Source organism: Streptomyces sindenensis, from assembly GCF_014649035.1.
GTDB classification, from domain to species: domain Bacteria; phylum Actinomycetota; class Actinomycetes; order Streptomycetales; family Streptomycetaceae; genus Streptomyces; species Streptomyces sindenensis.
On record NZ_BMSG01000017.1, the window covers coordinates 39,454 to 55,319 of the forward strand.

A 15,866-nucleotide genomic window follows, 5' to 3' on the forward strand; every position below is an offset into this window, starting at 1 on the left:
CCATGACGTATCTCGGGATCGAGCATCTGGAGCGCTTTCACGGGCTGCCGGTCCACACCCCGGCGCCGTCGTCCGGCGCCCTGCCCGCCGCCGACTCGGTGGCCTGGCGGCTGGAGTGCGACTACGGCAAGGACGCCGGCTTCGCCACGCTGTGGGAGCAGTTCCTGGAATCGGTGGACACGACCCGGGTCCGGGCCCTCGTCATCGGCCCCTGGTGGAACGACGAGTACACGCCGTTCGCTCCGGTGATGGAGCTGATCGTCGCCCACGCCGACCGCTTCCCGGCCCTGCGCGGGCTCTTCCTCGCCGATGTGGTGGGCGAGGAGTGCGAGGTGTCCTGGCTGAGGATGTGCGACATCACTCCGGTGCTCGAAGCGCTGCCGTCGCTGGAGGAGTTCGGTGTGCGCGGCTGCGGCCAGGAGGGACTCGCGCTGCGCCCCCTGCGCCATACGGCGCTGAAGTCGCTGCGCTTCGAGTCCGGCGGGCTGCCCGGCGCGCTGGTCCGGGCCGTCGCCGCGAGCGAGCTGCCCGCGCTGGAACGGCTGGACCTGTGGTTCGGCAGTTCGTGGTACGGCGGCGACGCCACGGTCGACGACATCCGGCCGCTCCTGTCGGGCGGTGTGTTCCCCCGGCTGCGCCACCTGGGGCTGCAGAACAGCGAGATCCAGGACGAGATCGCCCTCGCCGTGGGTTCGGCTCCCGTGGTGGCCCAGTTGGAGACCCTGGCGCTGTCCATGGGCACCCTGAGCGACACGGGTGGCGAGGCCCTGCTCAACGGTCAGCCCCTGAGCCATCTGTCCACCCTCGATCTGCGCCACCACTACCTCACCGGGCCGGTGCTGGACCGCATCAGGACCGCCTGCGCCCCGGCCGTGGTGGAGGGCGGCGAGGCCGAGGACGACTACGCCGACCCGGACGACGAGGACGACGAACCGGAACGCTATGTCGCGGTCAGCGAGTAACGGCAAGGTCCCGGGGCCGCGGTTCGCGGTCGTCGGCAATCCGGGCAACCGGCGGGTCGCCTTCTTCGAGGAGGCCGTGCGGTCCGCCGGTCTGCCGGCGGCCCGGGTCGTGCCCTGGCTCCAGGTGCTGCGCGGGGATGCGGCGTTCACCCCCGGCGAGAGCGTGCGGATCGATTCGCCCGGTGAGGACGCCGAGGTGGACCGGCTGCTTCGCGGGGTCGACGACCCGACCCGGGTGGAGGGCTCCGCCCGGTGGTACGCGCGCTTCACGGCGGCGGTGGACGCGGTGGCCGGTGCGGCGTCGGCGGCGGGGGCCGAGGTGCTGGGCTCCTCCGCCGACATCGCCGTGCTCTTCGACAAGCGGCTGTGCCACGGACTGCTCGACCGGGCGGGGGTCCCCGTGCCCGCCTCGCCGACCTCCGGCCCGGCCGGGGCCCCGGTGCGGGGCTGGTCCGACGTACGGGAGTTGCTGCGCGAGCACCGGATGCCCCGGGCGTTCGTGAAGCTGGCGCACGGCTCCTCCGCCTCCGGGGTGCTGGCGGTGGAGACGGCGGGTCCCGGCCGGGTCCGGGCGAGCACATCGGTCGAACGGGACCCGTCGGGGCGGCTGTTCAACTCACTGCGGGTCCGGCGCTACACCTCGGAGCGGGAGATCGGCGCGGTGGTGGACGCGCTGGCCCCGGACGGGCTGCACATCGAGCGGTGGCTCCCGAAGGCGTCCCAGCGGGGGCGGGCCGCGGACCTGCGGATCGTGGTGGTCGGCGGCCGGGCCACGCACGCCGTGGTGCGGACGAGCACGAGCCCCATGACCAATCTGCATCTGGGCGGCGCGCGCGGTGACCTCGACGAGGTCCGGGGCGCGGTGGCGGCGGCGGGCGGCTGCTGGCGCGAGGCGCTGGCGATGTGCGAGCGGGCGGCGGCCTGCTTTCCCGGGACGCTCTGTGCGGGCGTCGATCTTCTGCCCACGGCCGGCTGGCGGCGCTTCGCCGTCGGCGAGGTCAACGCCTTCGGCGATCTGCTGCCCGGACTCACCGGTCTGCCGGACAGCGGCGCCGAGGGCCTGAACACCTATGCGGCGCAGGTCGCCGCCGTACTGGACCGAGCAAGGAACCACCGTGCCCTCACCGCTTCCTGACCCCGCCACGCCCCCCGGATCCGGCCGGCCCGACATGGGCGAGGTCGTGGGCAGCCACGACCTGCTGCTGGTCACCCTGGACACCCTGCGCCACGATGTCGCCGTCGAGCTGGCGGCCGCCGGACGCATCCCCCACCTCGCCCGGCACCTGCCCGGCGGCGGCTGGGAGGAGCGGCACGCCCCGGGCAGCTTCACCTACGCCTCGCACCAGGCGATGTTCGCCGGGTTCCTGCCGACGCCCGCCTCCCCCGGACCGCACCCGCGGCTGTTCGCGGCGCGGTTCGCGGGCAGTGAGACGACGGCGGACGGCACGTTCGTGTTCGACACCCCGGATCTGGTGTCGGGGCTGGCCGCCGAGGGCTATCGCACGGTGTGTATCGGCGGGGTCGGATTCTTCAACCGTCAGGGACCGCTCGGTTCGGTGCTGCCCGGGATGTTCCAGGAGAGCCACTGGGAGCCCGGCTTCGGCGTCGCCTCGCCCACCTCGTTCGAGGAGCAGGTGGCGCGGGCGGAGGAGGTCGTCGCGGCGCTCCCCCGGGAGCAGCGGCTGTTCCTCTTCGTCAACGTGTCCGCCCTGCACCAGCCGAACTGGTTCCATCTGCCCGGCGCGACCCGTGAAGCGGGCGACTCCCGGGCCACGCACGCGGCGGCCCTGGAGTACGTGGACCGGCACATCGGCCGGCTCTTCGCCACCGCGAGCAGCCGCCGCCGGTGTTTCGCCATCGTCTGCTCCGACCACGGCACCGCCTACGGCGACGACGGCTACACCGGTCACCGGCTCGGCCACCCGGCCGTCTGGACCGTCCCCTACGCCCACTTCTTCCTCGAACCGCCCGCAACACCCGGACCGGGGGCCGCCCGATGACGATCACGACCAGCACCACCGCGCCGCCCGCCGTCCGGCCGTACGAGAGTTACGTCTACGCCTATCCGCACAAGACGGCCTACCGGCCGCTCAAGGACCGCCCGGCCCTGCGGTCACTGTGGGCGGCGGAGCCGAAGGACGCCCTCTCCCTCTACCTCCACATACCGTTCTGTGAGGTCCGCTGCGGCTTCTGCAATCTCTTCACCCGGATCGGCGCGCCCGAGGAGCTGACGACGCGTTATCTGGACGCGCTGGACCGGCAGGCCCTGGCGGTGCGGGAGGCGCTGGGCGACGAGGAGCCGGTGCGGTTCGCGGCGGCGGCGTTCGGCGGCGGGACGCCGACGTTCCTCACCGCCGGGGAGCTGGAGCGGCTCTGCGATATCGCGGAGAAGCGGATGGGCGCCGACCTGAGCGCGGTCCCGCTGTCCGTGGAGACCTCGCCGTCGACCGCCACCGCCGACCGGCTCTCGGTGCTGGCCGACCGGGGCACGACGAGGATCAGCATCGGTGTGCAGAGCTTCGTGGACGAGGAGGCCCGGGCCGCCGTCCGGCCGCAGCGCCGCGCCGACGTGGAGGCGGCGCTCGGCCGGATCCGGGACGCCCGGATCCCGGTGCTGAACATCGACCTGATCTACGGCATCGACGGGCAGACCGAGCGCAGCTGGCTCGCCTCGCTCGACGCGGCGCTGGCCTGGCGGCCGGAGGAGCTGTACCTCTATCCGCTGTACGTCCGTCCGCTCACCGGTCTGCACCGCATCGGCCCTGCCGCGACCGCCCCGGAGGCCCAGGCCCTGGAGGACGCCGCCTGGGACGAGCAGCGGCTGCGGCTGTACGCGGTGGGGCGGGACCATCTCCTGGCCCGCGGCTACGAGCAGGTGTCGATGCGGATGTTCCGGCGGACCGACGCCCCGCGCGAGCAGGACGGCCCGGACGACTACGCCTGCCAGACCGACGGCATGATCGGCCTCGGCTGCGGTGCCCGTTCGTACACCTCCGCCCTGCACTACTCCTTCGACTACGCGGTGGACATGCGGGAGATCCGGTCGATCATCGACCGTTTCACCGCCACCGAGGACTTCTCCCGGGCCGAGGTCGGCCGGTATGTCGACGTGGACGAGGCGCGCAGGCGGCACCTGTTGCAGTCGCTGCTCCAGGCGGCGGGGCTGCCGGTGGCGGAGTACCGGGCCCGGTTCGGCACGGATCCGGGCGAGGACTTCCCGGCCGAGCTGGCGGAGTTCGCGGACCGGGGCTGGCTGGACGCGTCGGCGCCGGACGGTCTGCTCAGGCTGTCGCCGTCGGGTCTCGCCCATTCCGACGCGCTGGGGCCCGCGCTGTTCTCCCCCGGGGTGCGGGCGGCGATGGCCGCGTACGAGAGGAAGTGACCGGGCCGTGGACCTGACGATTCTCTACCGGGGACCGCTCGCCTCCTGCGATTACGACTGCCCCTACTGCCCGTTCGCCAAGCGGCGGGACAGCCGTGCGCAGCTCACGGCGGACCGGGAGGCACTGGAGCGGTTCACCGGCTGGGCCGCGGCGCAGACGGCCGACCGGCTGTCGGTGCTGTTCACGCCGTGGGGCGAGGGGCTGGTGCGCTCCTGGTACCGGCGGGCGCTGACCGAGTTGTCGCACCTGCCGCACATCGGCCGGGTCGCGATCCAGACGAACCTGAGCTGCCGCACCGACTGGCTGGCGGACGCCGATCCGGAGCGGATCGCGCTCTGGTGCACGTACCACCCGGGGCAGACCCCGTACGACCGTTTTCTGGGCAGATGCCGGGAGCTGTCGGCGAAGGGCATCCGCTACAGCGTGGGAGTGGTCGGGTTCGACGAGCATCTCGACGAGGCGCGGCGGCTGCGGGCGGAGCTGCCGGACGAGGTCTATCTCTGGGTGAACGCCGCCGAGGGGCACACGTACACCGACGAGGAGGCGGCGCGGTGGACGGAGCTGGATCCGCTGTTCCCCTACAGCCGTGATCCGCACCGCTCGGCGGGACTGCCCTGCCGGACGGGCGAGTCGGTCGTCTCGGTGGACGGGGACGGCACGGTGCGGCGCTGTCACTTCGTCGAGGCGGAGCTGGGCAATCTCTACGACGGCAGCTACCGCCGGGCCCTCGGCCCGCGGGCGTGTCCTCTCGCCGTGTGCGACTGCCACATCGGCTATGTGCATCTGGAGTCGCTGCCGCTGTACGACGTGTTCGCCGGCGGTGTCCTGGAGCGGATACCGGCCGGGTCCGGCGCGGGCACGCCACCGGGCGGGTTCGTCGCGCCGAACCCGCCCCGGCGGGCGCTTCCCCTGCTGGAGCCCTGAGGGACAGGCCCTACAGCGGCAGCAGGTCAGGGCGCTTGGCCTCGACGTGGTCGCCGGAGGACTCGCCGCGCAGCCGTCGGCCGATCCAGGGCACCAGGTATTCGCGGGCCCACTGGATGTTGTCGCGCCGCTCGTCGAAGGGGCTGCGCTGGGCCTGCGGCGGCCAGGGCTGGTCGGGGTCGGCGGGCACGTCGTGGCCGAGGACCTGGGCGGCGCGGAGCGCGACGCGGGTGTGGCCCTCGGGCGACAGGTGCAGCCGGTCGGCGTCCCACGCACGGCGGTCCTGGACGGAGCGCAGCGACCACAGGTCCAGCACGGGGCACTGGTAGCGGTCGGCGATGGCCCGCAGATGGACGTTGTACGTGGCGATCTTGCCGCGCATGTGGCGCAGCACCGGAACGCCCCGGGTGTCGAAGCCGGTGGTGACCATGACCGTGCCGACGGCGTTGCTCAGATCGGCGACGGCTCGCTCGAAGCGCTCGGCGAGATCGTCGGGGTCGGTGCCGGGCCGGATGATGTCGTTGCCGCCCGCGCAGAAGCTGACCAGGTCGGGGGCCAGTTCCTTGGCACGCGGGACCTGTTCCTCGACGATCTGGTCGAGGAGACGTCCTCGTACGGCGAGATTGGCGTAGCGGAAGTCCCCGTGCGGGGAGTCCTCGTGCGGGGCGCCCTCGGAGCCGGCCCGGTCGGGGGCCGGCAGCCGGTCGGCGAGGAGGACCGCGAAGCGGTCCGCCCAGCCGACGAAGGTCCCGTCGGGGCCGGGGTCGCCGACGCCCTCGGTGAAACTGTCGCCGATCGCCGCGTACGACCCGATGGTGTGCTGCTGGTTGTTTCTCGAATCGTCTGCCACAAGGACTTATCCTGCATCGTCCGATGTGACCTACGCGACCGTAATACGGGGTTGACGGATGGTGAGATAGACCACCCGGTCAGTTTTCGGTAAAGCCGGAATAAAGCGAGGGGCGGTGCGCCGCCGCGCACCGCCCCTCGGACACTTCTCGTCGCCGCTGGGTCAGAGGGAGACGCCGTGCTGGCGCAGGTAGGCGATCGGGTCGACGTCCGAGCCGTAGCCCGGGCCGGTGCGGACCTCGAAGTGCAGGTGCGGGCCGGTGGAGTTGCCGGTGGAGCCGGAGAGGCCGATCTGCTGGCCGCCGGTGACGGTCTGGCCGACCGAGACGTTCAGCGCGGACTGGTGGGCGTACTGGGAGTACATGCCGTCCTCGTGCTTGATGACGACCTCGTTGCCGTAGGCGCCGCCGTTGCCGGCCGAGACCACGGTGCCCGGGCCGATGGCGAGGACGGGGGTGCCGGTGGCGGCCTGGAAGTCCGAGCCGGTGTGGTAGCCGCTGGACCAGCTGGCGCCGGAAGCGCGGTACTGGGTGGTGACGTTGGCGTTGGCCAGCGGGGCGGACCAGCCGGAGCCGGTGGCCTCGGCGGAGCCGGTCCGCGCGGCTCCGGAGCCCTCGGAGTCGTCGGCGGAGATGGTGTCGCCCTTCGGGGCTTCTTCCTTCGGCGCGGCCTTCGGGGCCGGTTCGGCCTTCTTCGGGGCGGCCTCGGGGGCGGCGGACTTCTCGGCCGGGGCGGAGCCCTTGGCGCCGAGGGTCAGCTTCATGCCCGGGTGGATCAGGCTGGGGTTGTCGCCGACGGTGGAGCGGTTGTCCTGGTAGAGCTTCTCCCACCCGCCCTTGAGCTGGTGCTCGGCGGCGATCTTCGACAGGTAGTCGCCGGAGACCACGGAGTACGTCTTCGGGGTGGCCTTCGACGCGGCGGGGGCGGCGGCCGGAGCGGTGTGCGCGGCGGCGACCGAGGCGGCGGCCGGCTTGACGGCCGGGGCGGCCTGGCCGGCGGCGTTCGCGGCGGTGGCGCCGATGAGCGGGAGGGCGAGTGCGGCGCCGCCGGTCCCTGCGGCAAGGACGCCGCGGGAGATCGGGCCGGACTTCGGACGACGGTGCTTACCCTTTGCGGGCATGGGGAAGTTCCTCTCCGGCGCCTGCGAGGTGAGCTGTCGGGTTCGGGCTGGAGATGCCCGGTCGCGTCGCGGCGACTTCACCCCTAGCCGGTCCGGATCACTCCGGCTCGGCGGCTTACCTGGTTCCCCCGCTCCTGCCACACGTGAGTGGGTGGGTGCGAATTCCGGGCGGCGGCAGGATTAGGCGGTCCGTCCGGATTGACGGTGACCGTAAACCGGTCAGGACGGGCGGAACAAGCCATCGGTTGCCCGACGGAATCATCGATTCGATATCGCTCCGGATTTCCCGTCACACTCCGTGGACAACGGATCTTGGATTTCCGTACGGGCAACGGGAATGCCCGGCGGCGCGCCCACCACGGACCGTCACGGATATGATCCCGCTCACCCCCGAAACGCCATCTCCCCCATTAGCGGGGCATGTTCTGCGAAATGGGCCAATACGGACATGCCGCGAGCGGCGCCCCTGACGCCGAGTCAGTCCAGCCCTCCCGGCACTCGCTCCCCGGGGGGCAACCGTGATGATTTTCCGTCGAATCGATGTCGTATCGTCACGGGAGCGCCCTCGCCGGAGAGCCGCGCCGACGCCCGAGAACCGAGGAGTCCCCGTGACGCAGCAGGTGCCGCAGATCCCGCCGACAGAGATCGTGCTGACCGGAGTCCGCAACTTCCGTGATGTGGGCGGGCTCCCCACCGCGGACGGGCGGCGCACCGCCTTCGGCCGGCTCTACCGCAGCGGCCATCTGGCACACGCCACCGCCGAAGACGCGGCCTTCCTCGGCGGTCTCGGACTGCACACGATCTTCGACTTCCGCCACTCCGCCGATCACCGGCTCGACGGGTACGACATCGAGCTGGCCGGTGTCCGCAATGTCAGCATTCCGCTCTCGGACCCGGCCGATGGCGCGGAGTTCTGGCGGCTGGTGGGCAGCGGGAACATCGAGCAGCTGCGCTCGGTCCTCTCCGGGAGCAAGGGCGTCGACCGCATGATCCGGATGTACCGCGCGACGATCGAGGACCGCACCGCCGAGCACAGCCGGGTCCTGCACGCCCTGGCCGAGGACAGCGTCCCGGCGCTGATGCACTGCGCGGCCGGCAAGGACCGGGCCGGCCTCTCGATCGCGGTCGCCCTGCTCGCGGTCGGTGTCGTACCGGAGGCGATCGAGGAGGACTACCTCAAGTCCAACGATCTCCACCGGCGGTACAAGGTGAAGCGCTCCGACCCGTCCGGCGCCGGCATGTCGCCCGAGGTGCTGGAGCTGCTGGACCCGCTGTTCGGGGCGCGGCCCGCCTATCTCGCGGCGGCCTTCGCGGCCATCGAGGAGAACTGGGGGACGACGGACCGCTACCTGTCCGAGGGGCTGAGGATCTCCCCCGAGACCCGGGAGCGGCTGCGCGAGCGGCTGCTCGACGAAGGCTGACCTCTCCCCCGTGACGGCGGCCCGCCCCGGAACGGGCCGTCACTTGCTCCCGGCCACCACGAAGAGCAGGTAGAGGAAGGCCGCGATGATGTGGCCCGCCACCAGATAGGCGAAGAGCCGGATGATGACGCCGCGCGGCATCCGCTTCTCCTGCGGGTCCTCGTTCGCGCGGCGTCCGGGGCCCAGCGGGTCGTAGTGCTCGGAATCGGACATGACGGTCCTCTCTGTCGGCCTCGCGGCCGGTGGCGTGAAGGGCGGGGACCGGCGGGAACGGCCGGTCAGCGCGAGTGCAGTCCGCTGCCGAGGCAGAGCTCGGCGGCGGGACTCTGCAGCAGGGAGTGGACGAAAAGCAGTTCCGCGCCGCAGCGGTCGACGGCCGCGATCCGGTGCGGGGTGAGCGAGTCGAAGTGGGCGCTGTCGCCGGGTTCGAGGTCGTGGACGGTGTCGCCGAGCCCGACCCGCAGCCGGCCCTCCAGGACGTACAGCCACTCCTCGCCGGGATGGACCCGGACCAGGTCACCCTGGGCCCCGTACGGGACGCGCACCCGCAGCGCCTGCATCGCGCGGCCGGAGCCGCCCGCCCGCCGGTACATCCAGCCGTCGGCCTCCGCCCCCTCGAAGCCGCCGCCGCGGATGATCGCGTCCCGTTCGGGCGGCTGCTCGCCGAGCAGCTCGGAGACCGTCGTACCGTAGATGCGGGCGAGGCCCAGCAGCATCGGCAGCGAGGGCTGCCTGCGGCCGGTCTCCAGCCGGGAGAGATGGGCCGGGGAGAGCCCGGCTCGCTGGGCCGCGGCCTCCAGGGTGAGGCCGCGGGCACGGCGCAGATCGCGCAGTCGGGGTGCGACACCGGGGAGCTCGTCCGGCACCCCTTCGTCCGGAGGGTTCATGCCTCTATTGGGCCAGGAGCTTTCCTCTGGGGCAAATAACTTGCCTCAGAGGTAAACGCCGCCGGTTCAGCGGTTGGCCACGGCCTGCTTGACCAGCGTCCGGCCGAAGTCCCACATCAGTCCGCCGCCGCTGTGCGCTTCCTCCATGACGGAGGTGAACGCCGCCACGAAACGGTCCACCTCCGCGTCCCCGATGACCAGCGGCGGGATCAGTTTGATCACTTCCAGGTGGTCGCCGGAGACCTGGGTGAGGATCCGGTGCTTCTGGAGCAGCGGCACCACGACCATCTGGGCGAAGAGCCCCTTGCGGGCCGCCTGGAGCATGGTCCATCGGCTGCGGAGCTTCAGCGAGGAGGGCCGGCCGAACTCGATGCCGATCATCAGCCCCCGGCCGCGCACCTCGTGCAGCAGTTCGTAGCGGTCCACCAGGGCGGCCAGCCGCTCGCGCAGCAGATCACCGGTGCGCCGGGCATTCGCGACGGTCTCCTCGTCCTCCATCACCGTCAGGACGGCGAGCCCGGCCGCCATCGCCTGGGCGTTGGAACCGAAGCTCGCGGAGTGGACGAGGACCCGGTCCATCGAGGAGTAGACCTTGCGGAAGATCCAGTCCTTGCCGAGGGTCGCGCCGACCGGCACATAGCCGCCGGAGAGCGCCTTGGCCACGCACACGAGGTCGGGCTCCACCCCCTCCTCGTGCTGGTAGGCGTAGAAGTCCCCGGTGCGGCCCAGGCCCGTCTGCACCTCGTCGGCGATCAAAAGCGCCTTGTGCCGGTGCAGCAGCTCCTGGGCCTCGCGCAGATAGCCGGGCGGCGCGGGGTGCACGCCCTTGCCCTGGATCGGCTCGACGACCAGGGCCGCGACGTCGCCCCGCTTCAGCTCGCGGCGCAGCGCGTCGAGGTCGCCGAGCGGGACGGCCGTGTCGGGGAGCAGCGGGGCGAAGCCGTCGCGGAAGCCGCTCTCCCCGTTGACGGACAGCGAGCCCGTGGTGAGCCCGTGGAAGGCGTGGTCGCAGTAGAGGACCCTCGGTTTCCCGGTGGCGTACCGGGCGAATTTCAGCGCCGTCTCGACCGCTTCGGTGCCGCTGTTGCCGAAGAAGACGCGGTCCAGGTGCGGGCTGTGGGTCAGCAGCTTCTCGGCGAGCAGTCCGGGAAGCGGCTGGCAGTCGAAGCGGGTGAGGTCGGCGAGCTGGGCGTCGAGCACGTCGTGCAGGGCCTTGGCCACGACCGGGTGGTGCCGGCCGATCCCCATGACGCCGAATCCGGCGAGCATGTCGAGGTAGTCGTTGCCCTCCGCGTCCCAGAAGTACGCGCCCTCGGCCCGCTCGTAGACCTTGTCGAAGCCGATGGTGTGCAGCATGCGCGGCAGCTGGTGGTTGAGATGGCGCGCATGCAGCTCGTACCGCTCGGCCCCGCGCTCGGCCAGGAGCCGTCCCAGGTCGAAGCCGCCCGGCCCGCCGTCCGTCACCGGTTGCCGCCCACGCTCTCCCGCGCCGCGCGCAGGGACTCCTTGAGCGATCCCATGGTGGCGAGCACGGCGGTGGGTTCGTAGCCGCAGTGCGCCATGCAGTTGGCGCAGCGCGGGTCCTTGCCCCGCCCGTACTTCTCCCAGTCGGTCTCCTCGATGAGCTGACGGTACGTCGGTACGTAGCCGTCGCTCATCAGGTAGCAGGGGCGCTGCCAGCCGAAGAGCGAGTAGTTGGGGATGGCCCAGGCGGTGCACGGGAAGTCCGCCTTGCCCTCCAGGAAGTCCAGGAAGAGCGGCGAGTGGTTGAGCCGCCAGCGGGCCCGGTTGCCGCCCGCGAAGGCCTTCTTGAACAGTTCGCGGGTCTGCTCGACGCCGAGGAAGTGCTCCTGGTCGGGGGCCTTCTCGTAGGCGTAGGCGGGAGAGATCATCATCTCGTCGACCTTGAGGTCGTCGTTGAGGTAGTTGAGGACCTCGATGATGGTCTGCGGGGTGTCGGTGTTGAAGAAGGTGGAGTTGGTGGTGACGCGGAAGCCGCGCGCCTTGGCCTCCTTCATCGCGGCGACGGCCTCGTCGAAGACGCCTTCCTTGGCGACCGACTCGTCGTGCCGCTCGCGCAGTCCGTCGATGTGCACGGCGAAGGCGAAGTAGGGGGACGGGGTGAACTTGTCCAGCTTCTTGCGCATCAGCATGGCGTTGGTGCAGAGGAAGACGTATTTCTTCCGGGCGACGAGCTGGCGCACGATCTCGTCGATCTGCGGGTGCATCAGCGGCTCGCCGCCGGCGATGGACACCATGGGGGCGCCGGATTCGAGGACCGCGCCCACCGCCTGGGCGACCGGCATGCGCTGCTTCAGGACACCGGCCGGGTGCTGGATCTTGCCGCATCCCTCGCAGGCGAGGTTGCAGGCGAACAACGGCTCCAGCTCGACGATCAGCGGGAACTTCTCACGCTTGCGGAGCTTCTGTTCGAAGAGATACGTCGCAACCTTGATGGTCTGGCGGAGCGGCATGGCCATCTGGCTCACCTCCTGGGGAGCAGTAAAGATCGGTGCCATTCGTAGAAAGCCGGAAGGGCGGTACGAAGAACGCGGAACGCCGATATTCCACCGCGTACGGTGCCGATCCGGACGAGCTCATGCTCTGGAGCGTCTACGACCACCCGGACGGCCGCAACCGGGCGCGGTCCGTGGCACAGGGCGGTACGCAGTGTCGCGGCGGACTCCATGTCCACGGCGATGGCCCCGCCCGCCCGCAGCGCGGCCCGTTCGGGCCCCCGTACGACGTGGTCGGAGCCGGTCAGCGGGCCGGTGTGGACCCTGCGGCCGGGCAGAGCGCGGGTCAGCGCGGCGACCAGGACGCCGGTGCCCATGCAGGGGGTGGTGCCGTCGGCGTCCCGGGTCTCCTCGGCGACGACGAGGTCCCCGGGGTGCATGCCCGGGGCGAGGCCGGCGCAGAAACCGGAGGCGATGACGGCGGAGTCGGGCAATCCGCCGGGGCCGCCCAGAAGGCGCGCCACGGCCGCCTCCGCCGCCCGGGGGCCCATCCCGGTGCGCAGCACCCGGACCGGGCCCGGGGCGCCCCTGCCGCTGCGCAGGGCCACCTGCTCGATCCCGAGGGCGCAGGCGACCAGCAGCGGCGTCACGGGGCTCCCGGGCCCTCGCGGATCGCCCATCACGCCCCCTCGGCTGCGTCCGTGCGGTCCGCGAACGGGTCGCCGTGCACATACCGCCCGAGCGCGGTCAGGGGGAAGACCTGGCGGTAGAGGTGGTAGTTGATCGAGAAGTCCCAGGGGAATCCGGTGCCGGTGAAATACGGCTCGTCCCAGGAGCCGTCGGCCTGCTGCGCCTCGGTCAGCCAGGTGACGCCCCGGGTGACGGAGGCGGTGTCCCGGCGGCCCGCGGCGAGGAGGGCGAGCAGCGCCCAGGCGGTCTGGGAGGCGGTGGACTCACCGTGCCCGATCCACTTCTCCTCCTGGTAGGAGCGCAGGTCCTCGCCCCAGCCGCCGTCGTCGTTCTGGACGGACTCCAGCCAGTCGACGGCCCGGCGGATCGCGGGGTGTCCCGCGGGGAGCCCGGCGGTGATCAGGGCGGGCACCACGGACCCGGTGCCGTAGACGTAGTTGACGCCCCAGCGGCCGAACCAGGCGCCGCACGCCTCCTGTTCGGCGAGCAGCCATTCGATTCCCTCGCGGGTACGGGGGTGGTTCGCGAGCCCCTCGACGGCGAGCATCTCCACGACATGGCCGGTGACGTCGGCCGACGGGGGGTCGATGACCTCGCCGAAGTCGCAGAAGGGCAGCCGGTTGGGGAAGGGGCTGGTGTTGTCGGCGTCGAACGCGCCCCAGGCCCCGTTGCGGGACTGCATCCCGAGGTTCCAGCGGACCCCGCGGGCGATCGCCGCCTCCAGCCGGGCGGGGTCGGGGTGGCGCACCCGGCGCAGCGCCAGGACGACCTCGGCGGTGTCGTCGATGTCCGGGTAGTTGTCGTTGTGGAACTCGAAAGCCCAGCCCCCCGGGGGCAGTCCGGGTTTGCGGACCGACCAGTCGCCGGGGCGGGTGATCTCCTCGGCCAGCATCCAGTCGGCGGCCTTCACCAGGGCGGGGTGGTCGGGTCTCAGGCCGGCGTCGGCCAGCGCGATGGTGGCCAGGCAGGTGTCCCAGACGGGCGACTGGCAGGCCTCGATCATGCGGGCGCCGTCCTCGCGGTGCACGGCGAACCGGTCGAGCGAGGCCAGGCCGGCCTTCATCACCGGGTGGTCGAGGTCGTAGCCGAGCAGGTGCAGGGCGATGATCGAGTAGACGGCCGGAGGCTGGATCCCGCCCCAGCAGCCGTCGTTCTCCTGGCGTTCGATGATCCAGCGGGCGGCCACGTTCATCGCGATACGGCGCAGCGGGCGTGGGGCGACCTTCTGGTAGAGGTGCAGCCCCTTGTCGAGGCGCTGGAAGAGCCCGTCCCAACTGGTGGGCGGGGCAAGCTTCCTGGCCGGGTTGGGGTGGTCCGGGTCGGTGTGCAGCTCGTCCAGGGCGAAGGGGGCGGGGCGCACGGGGCGCTTCGCGGAGACGATGGTGAGCGGCACGATGGTCTGCCGGGCCCAGCAGCCGAAGTCGTAGATGTTGAGCGGGACCCACTTGGGGAAGAACATCAGCTCGGGCGGGAGTTCGGGGAGGTCGTCCCATTTCCACCAGCCGAACAGGGCCAGCCAGATGCGGGTGAAGACGCGGGCGGCGGCGATGCCTCCCTGGTCCCGGATCCAGCCGGAGGCGCGGGCCATGTGCGGTTCGTCGGGGCGGTCCCCGGCCAGTCGCAGGGCGACGTACGCCTCGATCGTGGCGGAGAGGTCGCCGGGTCCGCCGTAGAAGGTGTTCCAGGTGCCGTCGCCGAGTTGTTCGCCGCGGATGAAGAGAGCGGCGGCTCGGGTGGTCCCGGGGTCCTGGATACCGAGGAACTGGCGCAGGAGCAGGTCCTCGGCGTCCATCGTGACGTTGGTGGCGAGGTCCCCCTTCCACCAGCCCTGCTCGTCCTGTCTGCCGAGGAGGTGCTCCACGGAGCGTTCCGCGGCCCGCCGTGCGACGTCGGTGACATCGTTGGCGGCGGTTCTCGTCTCGGTCGGATCGTCAGCGGGGGCCCCGGTGATGTTCGCGGCCCCGGTCGGTCCGTCGGTCGTCGCTGTCATGAGCTTCCCCTTACGTGCAGTCGGTTCTCTGCTGTGCTGGGGTCTCCGTCGGCCGGCGCCCCGGTGAGGGCGCCGGCCGGCGACTGCGAGTCATATGGAGAAAGTGATCATCTCTTCCGTACCACCACGAAGTCGGCGAGCTCGGTGAGCTGCTCCCGCACCCGGTGGGGCATGTCGACGGCGTGCAGCGCCTCGATGGCGTGTCCGTGCTGACGGCGGGCTTCCTGGGCGGTCCACTCGCGGCCGCCCGCCTCCTCGATGAGCGCCGCGCGGGCGGCGAACTCCTCTTCGGAGAAACTGTCGAAGTCGTTGCTCTTGGCGTCGGCGGCGAGCAGTTCGCCGAGGCGCTCGGAGGCCTCGCCGCCCGCGGCGAGCGCGGCGACGACGGGCAGGGACTTCTTGCGCTGGCGCAGGTCGCTCCAGGTCTGCTTGCCGGTGGACTCCGGGTCGCCCCAGATGCCGAGCAGGTCGTCGACGGCCTGGAAGGCGAGGCCGAGGTGGTAGCCGTACGCCTCCAGGGTGTCGGCGGTGCGGTCGTCGGCGCCGCCGAGCACCGCGCCGATGGAGACGGCGCAGGCCAGCAGGGCGCCGGTCTTGTTGCCCTCCATCTCCAGGCATTCCTCGACGGTGACCCGCTCGCGGTGCTCGTAGGAGATGTCCTGGGCCTGCCCGTCGATGAGCTTGCGGGTGGCGGTGGTCAGCCGGCGGGCCGCACGGCCCGCCTCGACCGTGCCGAGCTCCAGCAGCAGGTCGTAGGCGAGGGCGAAGAGCGCGTCGCCGACCAGGATCGCCTGGGCCGGGCCGTGCACCTTCCACACGGTGTCGCGGTGGCGGCGCTGTTCGTCGCCGTCCATCAGGTCGTCGTGCAGCAGCGAGAAGTTGTGCACGAGTTCGACGGCCACGGCGCCGGGGATGCCGGCCTCGGCCGGGGCGCCCGCCGCCTCGGCGGACAGCAGGGCGAGCGCCGGGCGCACGGCCTTGCCGCCGTCGCCGTCCGAGGGCCGCCCCTCGGCGTCGATCCAGCCGAAGTGGTACGCGGCGACGGTGTCCATGGGCGACGCGAGCCGGTCCACGGCAGCCCGCAGGACCGGCGCTGACAGGGCTCGTCCGCGCTCCAGAAGCGCGGTGACGTCCGCGGTGTCAGCCACGGTGTCGAAAGCCGGATTCGCCGGGGTCACAGACTC

The 15,866-nt window shown here is 71.8% G+C and carries 15 protein-coding genes and 1 riboswitch; of the genes, 6 read left to right on the forward strand and 9 right to left on the reverse strand.

Annotation, left to right across the window (positions count from 1 at the left end; all coding sequences use genetic code 11):
* The first annotated feature begins 2 nt into the window (after positions 1-2).
* Genes IE145_RS19330 through IE145_RS19350 form a run of 5 tightly spaced genes read left to right on the forward strand, consistent with a single transcriptional unit; the run spans position 3 to position 5,269 of the window.
* The gene (locus IE145_RS19330) at positions 3-962 is read left to right on the forward strand and encodes an STM4015 family protein (RefSeq protein ID WP_189526539.1); all 960 of its coding nucleotides are present in this window, start codon (positions 3-5) and stop codon (positions 960-962) included.
* A complete protein-coding gene (locus IE145_RS19335) occupies positions 943-2,097 on the forward strand; it encodes an STM4014 family protein (RefSeq protein WP_189526541.1) in 1,155 nt (384 codons plus the stop codon). The genes IE145_RS19330 and IE145_RS19335 overlap by 20 nt, the downstream gene beginning before the upstream one ends.
* A gap of 34 nt (positions 2,098-2,131) precedes the next feature.
* Positions 2,132-2,962, forward strand: coding sequence for an STM4013/SEN3800 family hydrolase (locus IE145_RS19340; RefSeq protein ID WP_189526708.1), 831 nt, complete (start codon positions 2,132-2,134; stop codon positions 2,960-2,962).
* The gene (locus tag IE145_RS19345; RefSeq protein ID WP_189526543.1) at positions 2,959-4,344 is read left to right on the forward strand and encodes an STM4012 family radical SAM protein; all 1,386 of its coding nucleotides are present in this window, start codon (positions 2,959-2,961) and stop codon (positions 4,342-4,344) included. The genes IE145_RS19340 and IE145_RS19345 overlap by 4 nt, the downstream gene beginning before the upstream one ends.
* A 7-nt stretch (positions 4,345-4,351) precedes the next feature.
* Positions 4,352-5,269: an STM4011 family radical SAM protein gene (locus IE145_RS19350; RefSeq protein ID WP_189526545.1), complete on the forward strand. Its 918-nt coding sequence runs from the start codon at positions 4,352-4,354 to the stop codon at positions 5,267-5,269.
* 10 nt (positions 5,270-5,279) lie between these two features.
* Here the strand turns inward: IE145_RS19350 and IE145_RS19355 are convergent, their stop codons facing one another.
* Together IE145_RS19355 and IE145_RS19360 are read right to left on the reverse strand one after the other, a co-directional pair.
* Positions 5,280-6,119 (reverse strand): SGNH/GDSL hydrolase family protein, encoded by an 840-nt coding sequence (locus IE145_RS19355; protein ID WP_189526547.1) that lies wholly within the window; start codon positions 6,117-6,119, stop codon positions 5,280-5,282.
* Between the two features lie 162 nt (positions 6,120-6,281).
* On the reverse strand, positions 6,282-7,238 hold the full coding sequence (locus IE145_RS19360) for a M23 family metallopeptidase (protein WP_189526549.1): 957 nt from the start codon (positions 7,236-7,238) through the stop codon (positions 6,282-6,284).
* A 3-nt stretch (positions 7,239-7,241) separates the two neighbouring features.
* A riboswitch (cyclic di-AMP (ydaO/yuaA leader) is annotated at positions 7,242-7,402 on the reverse strand.
* 444 nt (positions 7,403-7,846) lie between these two features.
* On the opposite strand from IE145_RS19360, the gene IE145_RS19365 reads away from it, so the two are divergent.
* Positions 7,847-8,659, forward strand: coding sequence for a tyrosine-protein phosphatase (locus IE145_RS19365; protein WP_189526551.1), 813 nt, complete (start codon positions 7,847-7,849; stop codon positions 8,657-8,659).
* Positions 8,660-8,698: 39 nt separating this feature from the next.
* Here the strand turns inward: IE145_RS19365 and IE145_RS19370 are convergent, their stop codons facing one another.
* From IE145_RS19370 to IE145_RS19400, 7 genes are all read right to left on the reverse strand, one after another.
* Complete coding sequence (locus tag IE145_RS19370) at positions 8,699-8,872, reverse strand: DUF6126 family protein (protein ID WP_006128941.1); 174 nt, start codon at positions 8,870-8,872, stop codon at positions 8,699-8,701.
* Positions 8,873-8,937: 65 nt separating this feature from the next.
* On the reverse strand, positions 8,938-9,546 hold the full coding sequence (locus tag IE145_RS19375) for a helix-turn-helix domain-containing protein (protein ID WP_189526553.1): 609 nt from the start codon (positions 9,544-9,546) through the stop codon (positions 8,938-8,940).
* A 66-nt stretch (positions 9,547-9,612) separates the two neighbouring features.
* Positions 9,613-11,010 (reverse strand): aspartate aminotransferase family protein, encoded by a 1,398-nt coding sequence (locus IE145_RS19380; protein WP_189526554.1) that lies wholly within the window; start codon positions 11,008-11,010, stop codon positions 9,613-9,615.
* On the reverse strand, positions 11,007-12,026 hold the full coding sequence (gene hpnH / locus IE145_RS19385; RefSeq protein ID WP_006128938.1) for an adenosyl-hopene transferase HpnH: 1,020 nt from the start codon (positions 12,024-12,026) through the stop codon (positions 11,007-11,009). The genes IE145_RS19380 and hpnH overlap by 4 nt, the downstream gene beginning before the upstream one ends.
* Positions 12,027-12,031: 5 nt before the next feature.
* Positions 12,032-12,682: a phosphorylase family protein gene (locus tag IE145_RS19390; protein WP_189526556.1), complete on the reverse strand. Its 651-nt coding sequence runs from the start codon at positions 12,680-12,682 to the stop codon at positions 12,032-12,034.
* Positions 12,682-14,682 carry a squalene--hopene cyclase gene (shc, locus tag IE145_RS19395; RefSeq protein ID WP_189526558.1) on the reverse strand — a complete coding sequence of 667 codons (2,001 nt, stop codon included), beginning with the start codon at positions 14,680-14,682 and terminating at the stop codon, positions 12,682-12,684. Before shc ends, IE145_RS19390 begins: the two co-directional genes overlap by 1 nt.
* A gap of 107 nt (positions 14,683-14,789) precedes the next feature.
* A complete protein-coding gene (locus IE145_RS19400) occupies positions 14,790-15,860 on the reverse strand; it encodes a polyprenyl synthetase family protein (RefSeq protein WP_373296607.1) in 1,071 nt (356 codons plus the stop codon).
* Between the last annotated feature and the right edge of the window lie 6 nt (positions 15,861-15,866).

Excerpts from the sequence above, each read along its gene's own strand:
- IE145_RS19375 (WP_189526553.1), bottom strand. The coding sequence starts at position 9,546 with ATGAACCCTCCGGACGAAGGGGTGCCGGACGAGCTCCCCGGTGTCGCA.
- IE145_RS19370 (WP_006128941.1), bottom strand. The coding sequence starts at position 8,872 with ATGTCCGATTCCGAGCACTACGACCCGCTGGGCCCCGGACGCCGCGCG.
- IE145_RS19345 (WP_189526543.1), top strand. The coding sequence starts at position 2,959 with ATGACGATCACGACCAGCACCACCGCGCCGCCCGCCGTCCGGCCGTAC.
- hpnH (WP_006128938.1), bottom strand. The coding sequence starts at position 12,026 with ATGGCCATGCCGCTCCGCCAGACCATCAAGGTTGCGACGTATCTCTTC.
- IE145_RS19360 (WP_189526549.1), bottom strand. The coding sequence starts at position 7,238 with ATGCCCGCAAAGGGTAAGCACCGTCGTCCGAAGTCCGGCCCGATCTCC.
- shc (WP_189526558.1), bottom strand. The coding sequence starts at position 14,682 with ATGACAGCGACGACCGACGGACCGACCGGGGCCGCGAACATCACCGGG.
- IE145_RS19340 (WP_189526708.1), top strand. The coding sequence starts at position 2,132 with ATGGGCGAGGTCGTGGGCAGCCACGACCTGCTGCTGGTCACCCTGGAC.
- IE145_RS19330 (WP_189526539.1), top strand. The coding sequence starts at position 3 with ATGACGTATCTCGGGATCGAGCATCTGGAGCGCTTTCACGGGCTGCCG.
- IE145_RS19335 (WP_189526541.1), top strand. The coding sequence starts at position 943 with ATGTCGCGGTCAGCGAGTAACGGCAAGGTCCCGGGGCCGCGGTTCGCG.
- IE145_RS19390 (WP_189526556.1), bottom strand. The coding sequence starts at position 12,682 with ATGGGCGATCCGCGAGGGCCCGGGAGCCCCGTGACGCCGCTGCTGGTC.